Source organism: Vibrio sp. B1REV9 (assembly GCF_905175395.2).
Lineage (GTDB): Bacteria > Pseudomonadota > Gammaproteobacteria > Enterobacterales > Vibrionaceae > Vibrio > Vibrio alfacsensis.
In genome coordinates, this window is the sequence record NZ_HG992745.1 from 1,324,942 (window position 1) to 1,342,489 (window position 17,548).

Sequence of the window (17,548 nt, forward strand, 5' to 3'; positions counted from 1 at the left end):
ATAGTTAGACGGTACCTGTTAATGTCAGATCCTAAGTTCGTTCACCTTCGAGTCCATAGTGATTATTCGATGGTGGATGGTATCAACAAAGTTCCACCGCTTGTTAAGAAAGTTGCTGAGCTTGGTATGCCAGCGATGGCGTTAACAGACTTCACCAACTTATGCGGTCTGGTGAAATACTATGGTACAGCGCATGGCTGTGGCGTAAAGCCAATCATCGGTGCAGATTTTAAAATGCAATCGGATGAGTTTGGTGAGGAGCTGACACAATTAACGGTATTAGCAGCAAACAACACTGGTTATAAAAACCTAACGTTGTTGATTTCTAAAGCTTATCTCCGTGGTCATGTTCAACATCAACCAGTTATTGATAAAGCATGGCTTGCTGAGCTTTCTGAGGGTTTGATTGTTCTTTCCGGCGGAAAAAGTGGTGAGCTGGGTAAAGCGTTACTAAAAGGCAACCGAAAGCTTGTTGAAAGTTGTGTTGAGTTTTACAAGCAGCACTTTGCGGATCGTTTTTACTTAGAGTTAATTCGTACTGGCCGACCAGACGAAGAAACCTACTTACATTTTGCGGTGGAATTGGCGGAGCAGGAAGATCTACCTGTTGTTGCGACGAATGAAGTGGTATTCATCAGCGAAGACTTGTTTGATGCCCATGAAATACGAGTTGCCATTCATGATGGCTATACTTTAGAAGACCCTCGTCGTCCCAAGAATTACAGTACGCAACAGTATTTACGTAGTGAAGAAGAGATGTGTGAGCTGTTTGCTGACATCCCTGAAGCGCTAGAAAACAGTGTTGAAATCGCAAAGCGTTGTAACGTGACAGTGCGTCTTGGCGAATACTTCCTGCCGGCTTTCCCTACAGAGGGGATGAAAGAGACCGAGTTTTTGGTCATGAAATCTCGCGAGGGATTGGAAGACCGTCTTGAATTTCTATTCCCAGATGAACAAGAACGTCTGAAACGACGTCCAGAATATGATGAGCGTTTGCAAATTGAGCTCGACGTAATCAACCAAATGGGATTCCCAGGTTACTTCTTGATCGTAATGGAGTTCATCCAGTGGTCGAAAGATAATGCGATTCCAGTTGGTCCTGGTCGAGGTTCTGGTGCAGGTTCATTGGTGGCATACGCGCTAAAAATTACGGATCTTGACCCACTCGAATATGATTTGCTATTCGAACGTTTCTTGAACCCTGAACGTGTATCTATGCCCGATTTCGATGTCGATTTCTGTATGGATAAGCGCGATCAAGTGATTGATCACGTTGCGGAAATGTACGGTCGTGATGCGGTATCTCAGATCATCACGTTCGGTACCATGGCGGCAAAAGCGGTTATTCGCGATGTTGGTCGTGTTCTTGGTCACCCATTTGGTTTTGTTGATCGCATTTCCAAATTGATCCCGCCAGACCCGGGCATGACCCTGGAGAAAGCGTTCAAGGCAGAGCCAGCGTTGCCTGAGCTGTATGAAGCTGACGAAGAAGTGAAAGAGCTTATCGATAAGTGCCGCATCCTTGAGGGTTGTACGCGAAATGCCGGTAAGCATGCGGGTGGTGTTGTAATCTCACCAACCACGATCACAGACTTTGCGCCAATTTATGCGGACTCGGAAGGGCACTTCCCTGTTACTCAGTTCGATAAGAACGACGTAGAAACAGCCGGCTTAGTTAAGTTCGACTTCTTGGGACTGCGTACACTGACCATCATCGACTGGGCACTTGGGTTAATTAACCCGCGCTTAGAGAAAGAGGGCAAAGCCCCCGTTCGTATCGAATCGATTCCATTGGATGATGCGGCGTCATTCCGTTTACTGCAAAACTCGGAAACTACCGCGGTATTCCAGCTTGAATCTCGCGGCATGAAAGAGCTGATCAAGCGTCTTCAGCCAGACTGTTTCGAAGATATCATCGCACTGGTGGCACTTTTCCGTCCAGGACCGCTGCAATCGGGCATGGTTGATAACTTTATCGACCGTAAACATGGTCGAGAGGCAATCTCATACCCAGATGAAAAGTGGCAACACGAGTCGCTTAAAGAAATTTTAGACCCAACTTATGGCATCATCCTGTATCAAGAACAGGTTATGCAGATCGCGCAGGTACTGTCTGGCTACACGCTTGGTGGTGCGGACATGCTTCGTCGTGCGATGGGTAAGAAAAAGCCAGAAGAAATGGCGAAGCAGCGTGCGACGTTCGAAGATGGCGCGATTGCCAATGGCGTCGATGGCGAGTTGGCGATGAAAATCTTCGACTTGGTAGAGAAGTTCGCGGGTTACGGCTTTAACAAATCGCACTCAGCCGCATATGCACTGGTTTCTTATCAAACCCTTTGGCTTAAGATGCATTATCCTGCCGAGTTTATGGCAGCGGTAATGACCGCCGATATGGATAACACTGAAAAAGTAGTCGGTCTGGTTGATGAATGCCTGCGCATGAAACTCACCGTATTACCGCCAGATATCAACTCAGGTTTATACCGCTTTAACGTGGATGAAAATGGCGCGATTGTCTACGGTATTGGCGCGATTAAAGGTGTCGGTGAAGGGCCTATTGATGCGATTTTAGCGGCACGAGAGAAAGGCGGTCACTTTAAAGACTTGTTTGATTTTTGTGCACGAATTGACCTTAAAAAAGTCAATAAACGTGTTATTGAGAAATTGATTTACGCGGGAGCACTTGATCGATTAGGCCCGCATCGTGCAGCATTGATGGCATCATTGAATGACGCCGTCAAGTCGGCGAGCCAACACCACCAAGCGGAGGCCTTTGGTCAAGCTGATATGTTTGGTGTATTAACCGATGCTCCAGAAGAAGTTGAGCATAAATACACTCAAGTTCCACCTTGGCCAGAAAAAGTATGGCTAGAGGGAGAGCGTGAGACGTTAGGTTTGTATTTGACGGGGCACCCAGTTAACGCCTATATCAAGGAACTCAACAAGTACGTCAGCTGTCGACTTAAAGACGCGACGCCGACACGTCGCGATCAATCAGTGACTATTGCTGGCTTAGTTATTGCTGCACGAGTGATGACAACCAAGCGCGGTACGCGAATCGGTCTGATGACTTTAGATGACCGAAGCGGCCGAATGGAAGTGATGTTGTTCTCAGATGCGCTCGATAGATATGCAGAACTTCTCGAAAAAGATAAAATTTTAGTGGTTTCCGGACAGGTCAGCTTTGATGACTTCAACGGTGGCCTTAAAATGTCGGCGCGTGAAGTTATGGATCTGGGTAGTGCACGTGAAAAATATGCACGAGGTTTATCGGTATCGATTGATGCCAACCAGATTAACGATAAATTCTTTTCCGAATTTTCCCGTATTTTGGAACCTCATAAAGCCGGAACCGTTCCAGTCAATGTATACTACCAGCGTGCCGACGCCAGAGCGCGGTTAACATTGGGCACCGAGTGGCGTGTGACGCCGAGTGATACATTGCTAGACGATTTAAAACAGTTACTTGGCAAAGACCAGGTAGAACTCGAATTTAACTAAAAATTCAGCGTAATACGTTAGACGCTGAGTAAAAAAGGATTCATAGATGAGCCTAAACTTTCTTGAATTTGAAAAGCCAATTGCAGAGCTAGAAGCGAAAATTGAAGCATTACGTGACGTTTCTCGTCATGGTGGTGATTCTGCAATTGACCTTGATAAAGAAATCGAACAGCTTGAGAAGAAAAGCCTAGAACTTAAGAAAAAAATCTTCAGTGATTTAGGTGCATGGGAAACAGCTCAACTGGCTCGTCACCCTTTACGTCCATACACTTTGGACTACATTAAGCATGCGTTTGATGAGTTTGATGAACTGGCGGGTGACCGTGCATTCGCAGATGATAAAGCGATTGTTGGCGGTATTGCACGCCTAGACGGTCGTCCTGTGATGATCATCGGTCACCAAAAAGGGCGAGAAACCAAAGAAAAAGTGAAGCGTAACTTTGGTATGCCTAAACCTGAGGGGTACCGCAAGGCGTTGCGTTTGATGCAAATGGCGGAACGTTTCAATATGCCAATTATCACATTCATCGACACTGCTGGCGCATACCCTGGTGTTGGCGCGGAAGAGCGCGGCCAATCTGAAGCCATCGCAAAGAACCTTAAAGTGATGTCTGGTCTTAAAGTGCCAGTGATCTGTAACGTTGTTGGTGAGGGCGGTTCAGGTGGTGCATTAGCCATTGGTGTGGGTGATTATGTGAACATGCTTCAGTACTCAACATACTCAGTGATCTCACCAGAGGGTTGTGCATCTATCCTATGGCGTGATTCGGATAAAGCTCCTCAAGCAGCAGAGGCTATGGGTCTAACGGCACCTCGCCTTAAAGAGCTTGAACTGATCGACGAAATCATCGAAGAGCCACTTGGCGGCGCCCACCGTGATCACGCTCAGATGGCTGCAAATATGAAAGCGAATCTGCTTCGTCAGCTTGAAGATTTGGAACAGCTTGATCAAGAGACGCTTCTTGAGCGCCGTTATCAACGACTAATGAACTATGGTTATTGTTAAACATAGGTTATTGTTGAACATAGGTTACTGCTAAATCGAGTTATAGCGAAGCGTTAGCTGAACTCTCGCAAGATAACAGATAAAATAGAAAGGGTTGGCTTAATGTCAGCCCTTTTTTGTACCTATTGGATCGCTTATGGAATCGCTATATCAACACTTTGCTAGTGTACTGGACAGATATTACCAGCCTAATACGACATTACCATCGACGCCCAAGATAGTATTAGCATTCAGTGGTGGCGTAGATTCTCGTTTATTACTTGAGTTACTTCGTCGATACCAACAGGCCCAATCTATTGCGTGCCATGCGGTGTATGTACATCACGGATTAAGCGCTAATGCAGATGGTTGGGCGAGCAAATGTCTTTTATGGGCAGAAGATGCGGGCATCTCTTGCTCAGTGGAGTATGTCAGTCTTGATCTTTCCTCCGGAGAAAGTGTTGAACTTCTTGCGCGTGAGGCTCGTTATCAAGCGCTCGCTAAGTACATAAATACGGGTGATTTACTTTTAACAGGCCAACATGCAGATGATCAAATTGAAACGTTTTTGTTGGCATTGAAACGTGGCAGTGGACCAAAGGGGCTGTCTTCCATGGCTGAAAGTATGGCTTTTTCAGGAGGGCAGATCGTTAGGCCATTATTGTGCGTTAAGCGTGAGCAAATAGAAGCGGTAGCACATCAACTTGGCCTTGAATGGGTCGAAGACGAAAGTAATCAAGATACACGCTATGACCGAAATTTTCTGCGTCATCGAGTGGTTCCTGAACTTTCACAACGTTGGCCGAGTATTCATCAGTCGGTGCAGCGCAGTGCGACCTTATGTGCCGAGCAAGAATCGCTGCTTGATGAATTGCTCAACACCGCTTTTGAGTATGCATTACTAAACGATTTAAGCCTGAGTATTGATGCTCTAGAGACCCATAGTCAGCTTGCTCGAGCTAGATTGATTCGGATGTGGCTAGCAAAGCTAAATACCAATATGCCAACTCAGGCGCAGTTAAACTTGATTTGGAATGAAGTCGCATTGGCACAACAAGATGCGAACCCAAAGCTACAACTTAAGCAGGGCGAAGTGCGCCGCTTTCAAAAACGTCTATATTGGGTGACAGAAACCGCAGATGTCGCTATGTGGCAAAGCACTATTCAAACGGATTTACCTGTTGTACTTCCCGAACGGTTGGGGGAGTTAACGCTATGCTCGACATCTAGTGAGGCCAATATTGCATTACCTTCTAAACCAGAATTGCTCAGAATTACCTTCAATCCTGAAGGGCTATCGGCGCGTCCAAGTACACGCAATCACAGCCGTAAGTTAAAAAAGCTATTTCAAGAATACAATGTCCCTAGTTGGTTACGCAGGCAGACCCCTATTTTAATGTATCAGGATCAGGTAGTCGCCGTGGCAGGGTTGTTTGTAGATCAAGCGTTTAGTGGCAAAGATTGTGAACTTGTCTGGCGTAAGTCATTGTAATTCATGCCACAATGTCGGGCATAAAAACAGTTACTTAAATAAAAGCGATTAGGTGAAGCAATGAAGAAAATAATCATGGGCGCAATGGTGGTGCTAACCATGTTGAGTGGGCAAGCACTGGCTGCTGGAGATGCAGGAGCAGGAGAAGCGAAAGCTGCAGTGTGTTCTGCTTGCCATGGCGCGGATGGTATCGCGGTGATCCCTGGTTATCCAAATCTAAAAGGGCAGAACGAGCAATACCTAGCAAGCTCAATTAATGCGTATAAGCAAGGTCAGCGCACAGGTGGTTTAGCTGCGGTTATGCAAGCTCAAGCCAGTTTGCTTTCTGATGCCGATATTGCAAACTTGGCTGCGTATTACGCAAGCCTGAAATAGATACAAAGCTCGTCGAGAGTTAGGATTTTGAATCGCTTGGTGACGACAAGCATTGAATGTTGTGACACGCTAACCGATAATATGCGCAAACGATTGAAGCTTAAGGGATGAACATGAAAAAAATTGAAGCGATTATCAAACCATTCAAGTTGGATGATGTTCGAGAAGCATTGGCGGAAGTAGGTATCACAGGGATGACGGTCTCTGAAGTGAAAGGTTTTGGTCGCCAAAAAGGTCATACTGAGCTTTACCGTGGTGCGGAGTACATGGTCGACTTTCTACCAAAAGTGAAGTTAGAAATTGTTGTGACTGAAGACATGGCAGATAAGTGTGTTGATACCATTGTTGATACAGCTCAAACTGGAAAAATTGGCGATGGTAAGATTTTCGTTACCGATGTAGAACGCGTAGTGCGTATTCGTACTGGTGAAGAAGACGAAGACGCAATCTAACGAGCATCTATATAGAATTAAGATTTCACTACAACATACAGTGAAAAATTGATTAAGCTAAAAGGGAGTCCGAGGTGGCTCCTTTTTTTATTCATTCAAGTCTATCTTTGTTCTGTATTTAGGTCGGTCTATGTTTAAGCGCTTATTTATTGCGGTGGTTTTTCTTAGCTTAGCGGCGGTGTTCGCTTTTCAGCTTATTTTTATTGTGCCGGAGCAACCTCAAATTATTACCCAAACAGGGAGCAGCATTACTCAAAACGTTCGTTGTATGGATTTTAACCAGCCGAAAGCACTCGATGAAGATGGTGAGCTAAACATATTGGTATGGAATATCTACAAGCAGAATCGAGATGATTGGCGATCAGCTTTAGATACATTTTCTGCTAATAAGCAATTACTTCTTTTGCAAGAGGCGAGTCTTACCGACACGTTTAAAGATTGGCTGGTGGATGGTCATTGGGTGAGTAATCAAGTGACGGCATTTAAAGCGTTAGGCAGTGGTGCTGGAGTGATCAGTATTGCGAAACAAGAGCCTATTCTGGCATGTGCTTACACGTCTAAAGAACCATGGTTGCGTCTGCCTAAGTCAGCGTTGTACAGCAAATATCAGCTTAGTAATGGTGAGACTCTAGCGGTAGTAAATATTCATGCCATTAACTTTACGGTTGGAACCGACGAATACACATCTCAGATTTCTGCGATGGAGCGAGTATTGAATGAGCATAAAGGGCCGATTTTATTTGCAGGAGACTTTAATAGTTGGAGTGAAGAGCGTGTGACCGCAATGAAGAAAGCATTGCTCAAGGCCGATTTACAAGAAGTTAAGTTTGCTCAAGATAATCGGACTCAATTTATTACAGGTTTACCGTTAGATCATGTGTTTTATCGTGGTTTAACGCTTAAAAACGCAAAAGCGCCGCAGAGCGACGCTTCCGATCATAATCCATTATTGGTGTCGTTTACGATTAACGAATAGCATTGGCTATGCTAGTCGAGTAACGTATTAAGCGATAACGATGTACAACGCCCAAATTACGTAGAACGCAATCCAAGGTAGGCTCGCAATGACAAGTGCCTGTCCGCGTTCAAACTCTGTCCAAGTTAGAACCACGCCATAGCCCAATACAATGTACCAAGGCAGCAGTAGCGGTAGTGAGCTAGCAAAGTGCGACCACTCGTTGGTCAAAGGCAGTTTTAACAAGCCATTTAGACTGTTTAGGTCTGCGGCGTATGTCATTACTTGACCGTGTTTTAGAAGTAGGCTCGCGTAGCTTGCGATGTCGCCTAGAACTGCCGGGAACAGGATGGCAGAAGAGGCTGCAAACCATTTCCAGTAACCGTACTGCTGTTTGCTTGCTTTGGTTGCAAGGAAGAACCACAACGCCAAAAGCAGCAGAGTCGCAAAGCGGTTGAACACGTCATTAATGATCGCACTTGCCATCAACGTATTTGGCTCTAACAGTTCAACTTGCTGAGGGTCGATCTGTTGGAATTGAGCCGCCAGTTGCTCACTTAACCAAGTGAAATCCACATTCGAGAAATAGGCCCCCCAGAATAGGAATGGGCTTATCATCAAAAAGATGAAAGGTTGCCATCCCCAGCCTCCACGCTGATAGAGCGCCAAGAAGCAAGATGTTGGAGATCGGAAAATATCCAACAGCATGACAAGCGGGTTGCTCGATGGGCTCATACACTTACCTTAGTTACGTCAACATACAACTTAAGCTTTTGACCTGGTTTTAGGTACTTCTGCTTTTGAAGAGAGTTCCATTTCACGATGTCGTTGCCCTTCACCTTAAACTTGCTCGCAATACCGCTGATGGTGTCGCCTGAGCGTACGTTGTAGAACACAGTTCGAATAATCGCGCCTTTGTCAGAGTTCTTCCAGATCACCAGTTTTTGACCCACGCGCAAGGTGTCTCTTGGCCCCATACCGTTCCATTTAGCCAAAGACTGATGGGAAACCTTGTTCTCTTTTGCGATAGACCACAAGCTCTCACCAGATTGCACGACATGAGTAAGCTTAAATTGACCGCGCGCTTGAGATTGTGTTTTTTCTAGTCGGTTCTCCGCGGTTAGAGCGTATTTAGAATCGTCTTTTGTTGACGTTGGGATCACTAAGTACTGACCAACGCGAATATTATTGTTTGATAGCCCGTTTGCGCGCTGAATAACTTTGGTTGTCGTACCATACTTTTGAGCCAACAGACTTAGCGAATCGCCCGATTTCACTTTATAGCGTGCGACTTTTACCCCTTTACCACGGTTCTTATTTACTTGAGCAAGGAACTGGTCTTTTTTCTCAATTGGAATAAGGAGCTGGTGAGGGCCATTAGGCGCTGTCGACCATTGGTTGTACGCAGGGTTGTAGCTTTGCAGCTCTTTTACACCAATACCGGCATAATCCGCTGCAATTGCAAGATCAAGCTGCTCTTTTGGATCCACTTGAGTCAGGACTGGTTTATTTGGAATCGCTGGAATGTCGATGCCGTATTTTTCTTGGTTTGCCACGATGTCAGCAAGCGCAAGTAACTTCGGCACATAGCTGCTGGTCTCTTTTGGAAGATCTAAAGAAAAGAAGTCCGTTGGCTTACCGAGTTTTTTATTCTTACGAATTGCGCTTGATACACGACCTCCGCCGCTATTGTATGCCGCAATAGCATGTGCCCAGTTGCCATCAAAACGTTTGTTTTGTTGTAGAAGATAATCAAGCGCTGCATCTGTAGACGCAACCACATCGCGACGACCGTCGTACCAGTAGTTTTGTTCAAGTCCCATCATTTTTCCGGTTCCTGGAACAAATTGCCAAAGACCAGCCGCACTACCGTGAGAATAGGCGAATGCATCAAATGAGCTTTCTACGACAGGTAGAAGTGCTAACTCCATCGGTAGGCCACGCTCTTCAATACGCTTGGTGATCATGTATAAGAACGGCTGCGCACGTTCAGATACGGTACGAAGATGGCTCGGATGCTTCAAATACCATGTGCGGTAATAGTCGATTTTTTTGTTGTTAGGGATGTCCATGTCCAATTGCATAGCGATACGTTGCCATACATCCTCTTGATCCTGAGGCGCAATCACTTTAGGTGTCGCTTTCACTGCTTCTTTTTGAGCAAGCGGCTTCTTAGAGGAGTCTGCCTGAGCGTTATCTTGCTTTGCAATCTGCTCAGATTTATTGGTTTCTTGGGTTGGAGAATTGGTTGTATCTGATTGTGTCAATTGACAGCCAGATAGCAACAATACCAACGCCAAACTGTACTTCAAACGCATGGGGTTAGCCTATTGAGGGCCTGTTTATCTGCCAGAAATACCACGAATATAAAAGTATGGTAGGCAAGATAATAGACATCGATTTCTAAACAAATTAAAACGGCGAATAAACACCGGATGTGCATTAGGGCGAAATGCAAACAGATTTATATTAGCCCTAAACGCAATAGAAGCGCCAAAGGCGCTTCTATTAAAAATGAGCTGAAGATAATACTTGTGCGGAACAAAGATACAAGTAAAAGTTGGTTAAAATTCGTTCTTCCACTCACGCAGAGCTGCAAAAACCGAGCATGGATCGCTATTTTCGATGCGGTTCGCCACGGATTTGACTATTTCAGGATTTGTAGTACGCAAAAATGGATTAATCCACTTTTCCTTTCGGAGCGTTGTCGGCACCGTTGGAATGTTGAGTGCGCGTAGGCGATTCACATCATCTCGGTATTGGCGTAAGTGTTCATTGTCTGGCTCTACTGCAAGAGCAAAGGCGACATTACTTGCTGTGTATTCGTGAGCGCAGAAAATTTCGGTTTCTTCAGGCAATGCAGAGATCTTACTCAGAGATTCAAACATCTGTTCGTGTGTGCCCTCAAATACACGTCCGCAGCCCGCTGAGAATAGCACATCACCACAGAACAGTTTTCCATCGCCTACGTAGCCAATGTGACCTAACGTATGGCCAGGCAGCCCTAGCACCATAAAGATTTCGCCAAACAGATCGAGTTTGTCTCCCTCTTCCATCGCATTCGTGAGTGTTGGAATGGGTTCCGCTTTTGGCCCGACGACCGCTACATGTGGATAAGCGCGAACTAAATCTGGAACGCCACCAATGTGATCGTTGTGGTGGTGTGTGATTAAGATTGCCTCTAAAGTTAACTCGTGGGCCACTATATAGTCTAATACCGGTTGAGCATCGCCAGGGTCGACAACGGCACAACGCTTATCGCTATTTTGTATCAGCCAGATGTAATTATCGTTAAATGCAGGTATGCTTTTGATCTGTAACACGATTCGTTCTCCGTCACCCAATTAGCAGGTGGTAAATGAAACCAGCACTCAGCAACAAAACTATGGCACACCCATCGACGTGGTCAGAAATGAACAATGGCCCATGGGTGCTTGAGTCAATCCAAACCCGACTAGATGAATGGTGTCCGAGACTGTTCGGCTACCACATGCTTAAATTGGGCGGGTTGAGCTGTGAGCTAACCAGTTGTAGTTGTAACATTCAACACCAAGTTAACGTAGATATCCAGAACCCGTTGCATAATGTGATTGCAGATGGTTACGAATTGCCCTTTTTAGAAAAAAGCTTTGATGTTGTCGTGCTCGCACATCAGCTTGACTATGCAAGTGATCCTCACCGTCTACTTCGAGAAGTTGATCGGGTGATGATGGATGATGGCTATCTCATTCTTACGGGGTTCAACCCCATTAGTCTCACTGGCCTAGCCAGTTTATTACCGTGGCGAAAAAATAACCTGCCGTGGAGTGGGCGAATGTTCACATCAAACCGCATTAAAGACTGGTTAGGAGTATTAAATTACCAAGTGATTCATTGCGATCGTTACGCCTTGTTTCCAATGACGCGTTATAAAACCATGTGGACATGGCTAGAAAACAGTTTGGGCGATTGGGCATCACCTGCGGGGAGTTTGTATTACATCGTTGCTCGTAAAAGAACATACCCTCTCAAACCCATTAAGCCGCATTGGCGCATGAAGAAAAAACTGACGCCAATAAGAGTGATGAATCGAGAGGGTAGTACAGCGAGAAAGACATCAAGTAAAGCGCTTGAGCCTTAAGTAAGGTCTCTGCGAATCTTAAGCCCTACATTAAACGTTAAGTTCTGTATCGAGCATTAAGATCTAACTAGGTTGATAACCAGTATCTTCCTCGGTTGGGTTCTCGGCAGCTGCGCGAGCAATTTCGTCACAGATTTCGTTTTCACGATGGCCTGCGTGGCCTTTTACCCATTGCCAATCGACTTGGTGGCGCGCGGTTTCTTTATCTAACGCTTGCCATAAATCGGCATTTTTTACTGGCTTCTTATCTGCCGTTTTCCAACCACGTTTCTTCCAGTTATGAATCCATTGTGTGATGCCTTGACGCACATATTGGCTATCTGTGGTGAGAGTAACTTGGCAAGGTTCTTTGAGCGTTTGCAGCGCAACAACGGCGGCTAACATTTCCATGCGGTTATTGGTGGTAAGCGTGTAGCCTTTGGCAAGTGTCTTTTCCGTTTGCTTATAACGTAAAACGATGCCGTATCCACCTGGGCCAGGATTTCCTAAACAAGATCCGTCTGTGAAAATCTCAACGTGTTTGGTCATATTTTTGGTACTATTAGCCGAATCATTTAATAAAGCATAGTCTGACACACATAACCTTATGAATACCAGCAGCAATTCTGAACATAATCGTATTGTCGTTCTCGATACCGAAACAACAGGTATGAACTTAGAGGGCGGCCCGCACTACATGGGGCACCGCATTGTAGAAATTGGTGCCGTGGAGATCATCAACCGTAAGTTGACTGGTCGTCACTTTCACGTTTACCTCAAACCCGATCGTGAAATTCAACCAGATGCGATTAATGTTCATGGTATTACGGATGAGTTTCTTGTCGACAAACCTGAATATGCAAGTGTTCATAAAGAGTTTTTAGACTTCATCAAAGGCGCTGAGCTGGTGGCTCACAATGCGCCCTTCGATACCGGCTTTATGGATTACGAGTTTGAAATGCTCGATCCAACCATCGGTAAAACGGAAGACTTTTGTAAGGTGACCGATACCCTTGCCATGGCGAAGAAAATCTTCCCTGGCAAGCGAAATAACCTCGACATATTGTGTGAGCGCTATGGTATCGATAACTCTCATCGTACCCTCCACGGGGCATTACTCGATGCGGAGATTCTAGCGGACGTTTACCTATTGATGACGGGTGGACAAACTAATCTAGAATTCAATGCCAATAAAAAAGAGGGCGAAGCGGAGGGCATTCGTCGTCTTGAAAGAAGAAAATCGCTAAAGGTTTTGCGTGCAACTGCCGATGAAGTAGAAGCGCACCAGAAAAGACTAGAACTGGTGAGCGACTGTATTTGGCAGCATTAGGAGAAGCTATGTTGAGGGCTTTATCGGTCGCGCTCTTAGCGATCTGGAGTTGTTTTGCGTTTGCCGCAAATGAGTCCGCCATGTCTTTGTTGGATAACCGTTTTCGCGTCGACTCGACAATCGAACAAATTACCTTTTTGGTATATCGTGAACAAAGCTCTCAACCTGTCGTATTGGTGCGTCCTGATGGTAAAAAATATTACGCATGGGGCACGTATGATAACGTGCGCTGGTATCAAGAACCCTCTTTAGACATCATCTCTATCGACAATCCTATGCCTGGTCCGTGGCAAGCGGTGGGCAAGGTGACGCCAAAAAACAACATCCGTTTGCTTTCTCACCTTAAGCTCAATACGGATGTATTCCCGACGCGCCTATATCAAACAGAGGCGCTCAAATTTACCGCCCAGCTAACCTCTAATGATAAACCGTTGGTATTGCGTGATTTTCTTGATCGCGTGAGTCTGCGTGTGACCTTTACCAAGTTTGTAGAAAATGAAGATCAGCTAATTAAAGAGGCGCGCCCTGTTCCAATGGTGATTGGTGAATTTGCGGATGACGGCCGAGATCTTGATGAAAGAGCAGGGGATGGTATTTTTACGGTCCAATTACCGATTGATATTGAACCAGGAAAATATCGCGCACGCATTACCTCGGGCAACGGTGTATTTTTGCGTGCACAAGAGCAAGTGGTTTTAGTTTACCCATCACCTATCTCTCGTACTTTCATTCAATCGCGTGATGCTAACCAACCTCATCAGCTGGTGGTCAGTGGTGAGCAGGGTATGATAGAGCCGGGTTCTATTGCGGTGAGTATTGAGCAAGCGGCCCCAGATGGCTTTGTTAGCTACAGCCAAGGTCAAGTCTCGCCTGATGGCAGCAAAACCACACTGAAAATGGATAATGACCCAGAACTTGGTAAATACTCGTGGCATGGTGAAGTGTTTGCCACTGATTTGGCGACAAAGCGTGCTCTGGTATTCCCAATTCAAGAACAGAGCTTTAGCGTGGTTGACGATGTCGATCTGGAAGCCGCCCGCAAAGCGAAAGAGGCACAGTTAGCAGAGCAACGTCGTATCGAAATGGAAAAACGCATCATTGCCGAGCGTGAAGCAGAGCGTAAGCGAAGTATGATCATTATTGCGATTGGTAATGTTGTTGCTCTTATTTTAGTTTTGTTGCTGTGGTTAGTGTGGAGCAAGCTCAAAGCTAAGCGCGAATCCATACCAGAGATGCAACTGGAACTCCCGAAAAGATAGTATCGGCATCGTAGCAAATAATGGGTCATTCTAGCTTGTGAGAACGCTCGATAACTACGAATCCAAATCACAATCTTAATCACTTCGCTGTTCCTGTCATTATCTATGCTAGACTCACGGCATCAGCTATATGAATGACTCATCATTTGTTTACCTGAGGGGAGCAATAGGGCTGCCATATATTTTGTAAAGGTATAAAAATGAGCAAATTAAGTTCGGCTGAACGTAAAGCACGTGATAATGAGCGTTTCTCTCAGCGCGTCAGTGAACGTCGTGAGAAAGGCGAAGATGTCGTTACGTACGCACTGGCTAATAAAAAGGCAGTGAAGTTTCTGACCAAGTCAGAAAAGAAAGCACTGAATGAACGTAAAGCAACGCTTCAAGAAGAGTTAAAGCTTAAAGAGCAGGAAGAACTGCGCAGAATTGAACAGTCGTTTATCGTTGAAGACAATAACGAACAATAAATGCTTCTTTGCTAACACCGTGTTGTGCTTAGCAGAGATTCAATAAAAAACGGGAGCCTCGGCTCCCGTTTTGCTTTTCTAACGTTTATTCAAGCTTGTATCTGCTTAGGCGACGTTTTCCATCTGAGGGTAGAGTGGTTTCGCTGCCAGTAATTCTGGCTCAAAATCGTCTACGTTGATGGTATCTAAGCGATGTTGCTCGGCTTCTCTCAGTAGCTCTGCCTCTTCTTGGGTGATCAGACCTTGCTCTAACCCCTCTTGGGCAATCATATCCAAGCGCAGGAACGGACGGCGTTTGCCTTGTGCTTTACATACTTTGTCGAACACAGGTTCCGCTTGAAGAATCACAGACAGTGCCAGCTCAATCTTACCTGCTGCATTGTGCTCAGTGGGTTCTAGATACTGACCACGACCGATGCGTGAACGCGTTGCACTTGGCGTTTGAAGAATGCGCGCGACTTTGCTGTCGAGTTTATCGCTCGGCGCTTTACGTACACGGCCAAATGGCATAATCAATACACGCAGTGCACGACCAATCACTTTATTCGGGAAGTTCGCTAGGAATTCATCAATTGCCGCTTCAGTTTGTTTCAAGCTGTCTTGTAGGCCCCAATGGACAAGTGGCAAGTCTTCTACAGGACGGCCATCTTGCTCAAAGCGTTTTAATGCTGCTGAACTTAGGTAAAGTTGACTTAGAATATCACCAAGGCGTGCAGACAAACGTTCTTTGCGTTTCAGCGAGCCGCCTAATACCGCCATCGAGATATCTGATAGCAAAGCTAGGTTTGCGCTATAACGGTTCAATTGCTGGTAGTAACGTTTCGTCGCGTCTTTTGTTGGTGATGTTGAGCCAAGACCGTCACTTAGGCCAAACCAAATACTGCGAACTAGGTTACTCATGGTAAAGCTCACATGACCCGCTAGCGCTTTGTCGAATTTATCGACGGCATCACCGGCATCAGAGTAGGCAGCATTCATTTCTTCTAGAACGTATGGGTGGCAACGAATCGCACCTTGGCCAAAGATGATCATAGAACGTGTTAGAATGTTTGCACCCTCTACCGTTACCGCAATTGGGGCGCCCTGGTAACCACGCGCTAGGAAGTTCGATGGCCCCAAACAGATGCCTTTGCCCCCAACGATATCCATTGCGTCAATGATGCTTTGCTGACCACGGTGGGTACAGTGGTATTTCACGATTGCGGAGATAACCGATGGTTTTTCACCTAAGTCGATACCTGCAACGGTTAGGTTACTTGCCGCATCCATTACGTAGGCATTACCGCCCAAGCGTGCAAGAGGCTCTTCAACCCCTTCCATGTGTCCAATCGGTTGCTTGAACTGACGACGAATACGAGAGTATGCGCCCGTTGCCAGTGCTGCAGTTTTGATGCCGCCGGTAGAGTTTGAAGGTAGCGTGATACCACGACCAACCGATAGACACTCAACCAGCATACGCCAGCCTTGGCCAGCCATTTTCTCACCACCGATGATGAAGTCCATTGGTACGAAGATGTCTTTACCGCGAGTTGGACCATTTTGGAATGGTACGTTAAGCGGGAAGTGGCGGTTACCAATCTCAACGCCTTTAAGGTCAGTTGGGATTAGAGCACAAGTGATACCAAGATCTTCTTGGTCGCCAAGCAGGCCTTCTGGGTCACGCAGTTTAAAGGCAAGACCAAGCACGGTCGCAACAGGCGCAAGCGTAATGTATCGCTTGTTCCATGTCAGGCGCATACCGAGAACTTCTTTCCCTTCCCATTCTCCTTTGCAAACGACACCAAAATCTGGGATCGAGCCTGCATCAGAGCCGGCTTCCGGACTGGTGAGAGCAAAACAAGGGATCTCTTTACCCTCAGCAAGACGAGGTAGATAGTAATTTTTCTGTTCTTCTGTTCCATAGTGTTGCAATAACTCACCCGGACCTAACGAGTTAGGCACGCCAACGGTTGAAGACAATACGCCGGATACGCCAGTCAGTTTTTGTAACACCAAAGATTGAGCATAAGCTGAAAATTCTAGACCACCGTATTTCTTCTTGATGATCATGGCAAAGAATTTATTGTCTTTGAGGTATTGCCATACTTCTGGAGGTAAATCGGCAAGTTCATGCGTCACTTGGAAATCGCTTACCATCGCACATACTTCATTTACTGGGCCATCGAGAAATGCTTGCTCTTCTTTGCTTAGCTTAGGCGCTTTGATGGCGTGAAGCTTTTGCCATTCAGGTTTGCCTTTAAACAACTCCGCTTCCCACCACACCGTACCTGCATCCAATGCCTCCTTTTCCGTTTGAGACATCGCAGGAAGCACTTTTTTAAATAACGTCAATGCTTTTCGGCTGATCAGCGATTGGCGAATACCAGAAATGGCAAACACGGCAACGGCAAGTACGTAAAGAGACCAACCAATGATGCCCACTGGGCCAACAATAGTCAGTGCTACCATCGTTGCAGTGAGTAGGCTGATGGATTTGACGAGTGACATTCTGTGGTAGAGCGCAATGCCTAGCACGATCGTCATCGTTAAGATTGAGAGCAAGATGTCCATATGTATTTTCCTTTTCAGACTTTATTAAAGTTGTACGTCTGTATTTTGGTAAGAGGTCTAACCAGTTCATTAAGTGTAATCAAAAT

The 17,548-nt window shown here is 45.8% G+C and carries 15 protein-coding genes; 10 read left to right on the plus strand and 5 right to left on the minus strand.

What is annotated here, in order from left to right; translation table 11 throughout:
* The first annotated feature begins 21 nt into the window (after positions 1-21).
* From dnaE to KHN78_RS11660, 6 genes are all read left to right on the plus strand, one after another.
* Complete coding sequence (gene dnaE, locus KHN78_RS11635; protein ID WP_211916146.1) at positions 22-3,501, plus strand: DNA polymerase III subunit alpha; 3,480 nt, start codon at positions 22-24, stop codon at positions 3,499-3,501.
* A 46-nt stretch (positions 3,502-3,547) separates the two neighbouring features.
* A complete protein-coding gene (gene accA, locus KHN78_RS11640) occupies positions 3,548-4,507 on the plus strand; it encodes an acetyl-CoA carboxylase carboxyl transferase subunit alpha (RefSeq protein WP_211916147.1) in 960 nt (319 codons plus the stop codon).
* Positions 4,508-4,643: 136 nt separating this feature from the next.
* Positions 4,644-5,978, plus strand: a complete 1,335-nt coding sequence (gene tilS / locus KHN78_RS11645) for a tRNA lysidine(34) synthetase TilS (protein WP_211916148.1) — start codon at positions 4,644-4,646, stop codon at positions 5,976-5,978.
* Positions 5,979-6,038: 60 nt separating this feature from the next.
* Complete coding sequence (locus tag KHN78_RS11650) at positions 6,039-6,353, plus strand: c-type cytochrome (RefSeq protein ID WP_128810389.1); 315 nt, start codon at positions 6,039-6,041, stop codon at positions 6,351-6,353.
* A 113-nt stretch (positions 6,354-6,466) separates the two neighbouring features.
* The gene (gene glnB / locus KHN78_RS11655; RefSeq protein ID WP_164837151.1) at positions 6,467-6,805 is read left to right on the plus strand and encodes a nitrogen regulatory protein P-II; all 339 of its coding nucleotides are present in this window, start codon (positions 6,467-6,469) and stop codon (positions 6,803-6,805) included.
* A gap of 130 nt (positions 6,806-6,935) precedes the next feature.
* Entirely contained in the window at positions 6,936-7,781 is an 846-nt protein-coding gene (locus KHN78_RS11660; protein ID WP_211916149.1) for an endonuclease/exonuclease/phosphatase family protein, read from the plus strand.
* Positions 7,782-7,808: 27 nt separating this feature from the next.
* On the opposite strand, the gene KHN78_RS11665 is transcribed toward KHN78_RS11660, so the two are convergent.
* The 3 genes from KHN78_RS11665 to gloB form a co-directional block, all read right to left on the minus strand.
* Complete coding sequence (locus KHN78_RS11665; RefSeq protein ID WP_211916150.1) at positions 7,809-8,495, minus strand: YIP1 family protein; 687 nt, start codon at positions 8,493-8,495, stop codon at positions 7,809-7,811.
* Positions 8,492-10,078 (minus strand): LysM peptidoglycan-binding domain-containing protein, encoded by a 1,587-nt coding sequence (locus tag KHN78_RS11670; RefSeq protein WP_211916151.1) that lies wholly within the window; start codon positions 10,076-10,078, stop codon positions 8,492-8,494. Before KHN78_RS11670 ends, KHN78_RS11665 begins: the two co-directional genes overlap by 4 nt.
* A 246-nt stretch (positions 10,079-10,324) precedes the next feature.
* On the minus strand, positions 10,325-11,083 hold the full coding sequence (gene gloB / locus KHN78_RS11675; RefSeq protein ID WP_211916152.1) for a hydroxyacylglutathione hydrolase: 759 nt from the start codon (positions 11,081-11,083) through the stop codon (positions 10,325-10,327).
* Positions 11,084-11,118: 35 nt separating this feature from the next.
* On the opposite strand from gloB, the gene KHN78_RS11680 reads away from it, so the two are divergent.
* Entirely contained in the window at positions 11,119-11,880 is a 762-nt protein-coding gene (locus KHN78_RS11680) for a class I SAM-dependent methyltransferase (RefSeq protein WP_211916153.1), read from the plus strand.
* 63 nt (positions 11,881-11,943) lie between these two features.
* On the opposite strand, the gene rnhA is transcribed toward KHN78_RS11680, so the two are convergent.
* Complete coding sequence (rnhA, locus tag KHN78_RS11685) at positions 11,944-12,408, minus strand: ribonuclease HI (protein ID WP_128810395.1); 465 nt, start codon at positions 12,406-12,408, stop codon at positions 11,944-11,946.
* Between the two features lie 58 nt (positions 12,409-12,466).
* On the opposite strand from rnhA, the gene dnaQ reads away from it, so the two are divergent.
* The 3 genes from dnaQ (at position 12,467) to KHN78_RS11700 (ending at position 14,912) form a co-directional block, all read left to right on the plus strand.
* Positions 12,467-13,189: a DNA polymerase III subunit epsilon gene (dnaQ, locus tag KHN78_RS11690; RefSeq protein ID WP_211916154.1), complete on the plus strand. Its 723-nt coding sequence runs from the start codon at positions 12,467-12,469 to the stop codon at positions 13,187-13,189.
* 8 nt (positions 13,190-13,197) lie between these two features.
* A complete protein-coding gene (locus tag KHN78_RS11695; RefSeq protein WP_211916155.1) occupies positions 13,198-14,448 on the plus strand; it encodes a TIGR03503 family protein in 1,251 nt (416 codons plus the stop codon).
* Positions 14,449-14,648: 200 nt separating this feature from the next.
* The gene (locus KHN78_RS11700) at positions 14,649-14,912 is read left to right on the plus strand and encodes a DNA polymerase III subunit epsilon (protein ID WP_211916156.1); all 264 of its coding nucleotides are present in this window, start codon (positions 14,649-14,651) and stop codon (positions 14,910-14,912) included.
* Between the two features lie 105 nt (positions 14,913-15,017).
* Here KHN78_RS11700 and fadE read toward each other — a convergent pair whose 3' ends face one another.
* On the minus strand, positions 15,018-17,462 hold the full coding sequence (gene fadE / locus KHN78_RS11705) for an acyl-CoA dehydrogenase FadE (RefSeq protein WP_211916157.1): 2,445 nt from the start codon (positions 17,460-17,462) through the stop codon (positions 15,018-15,020).
* Positions 17,463-17,548: the final 86 nt, after the last annotated feature.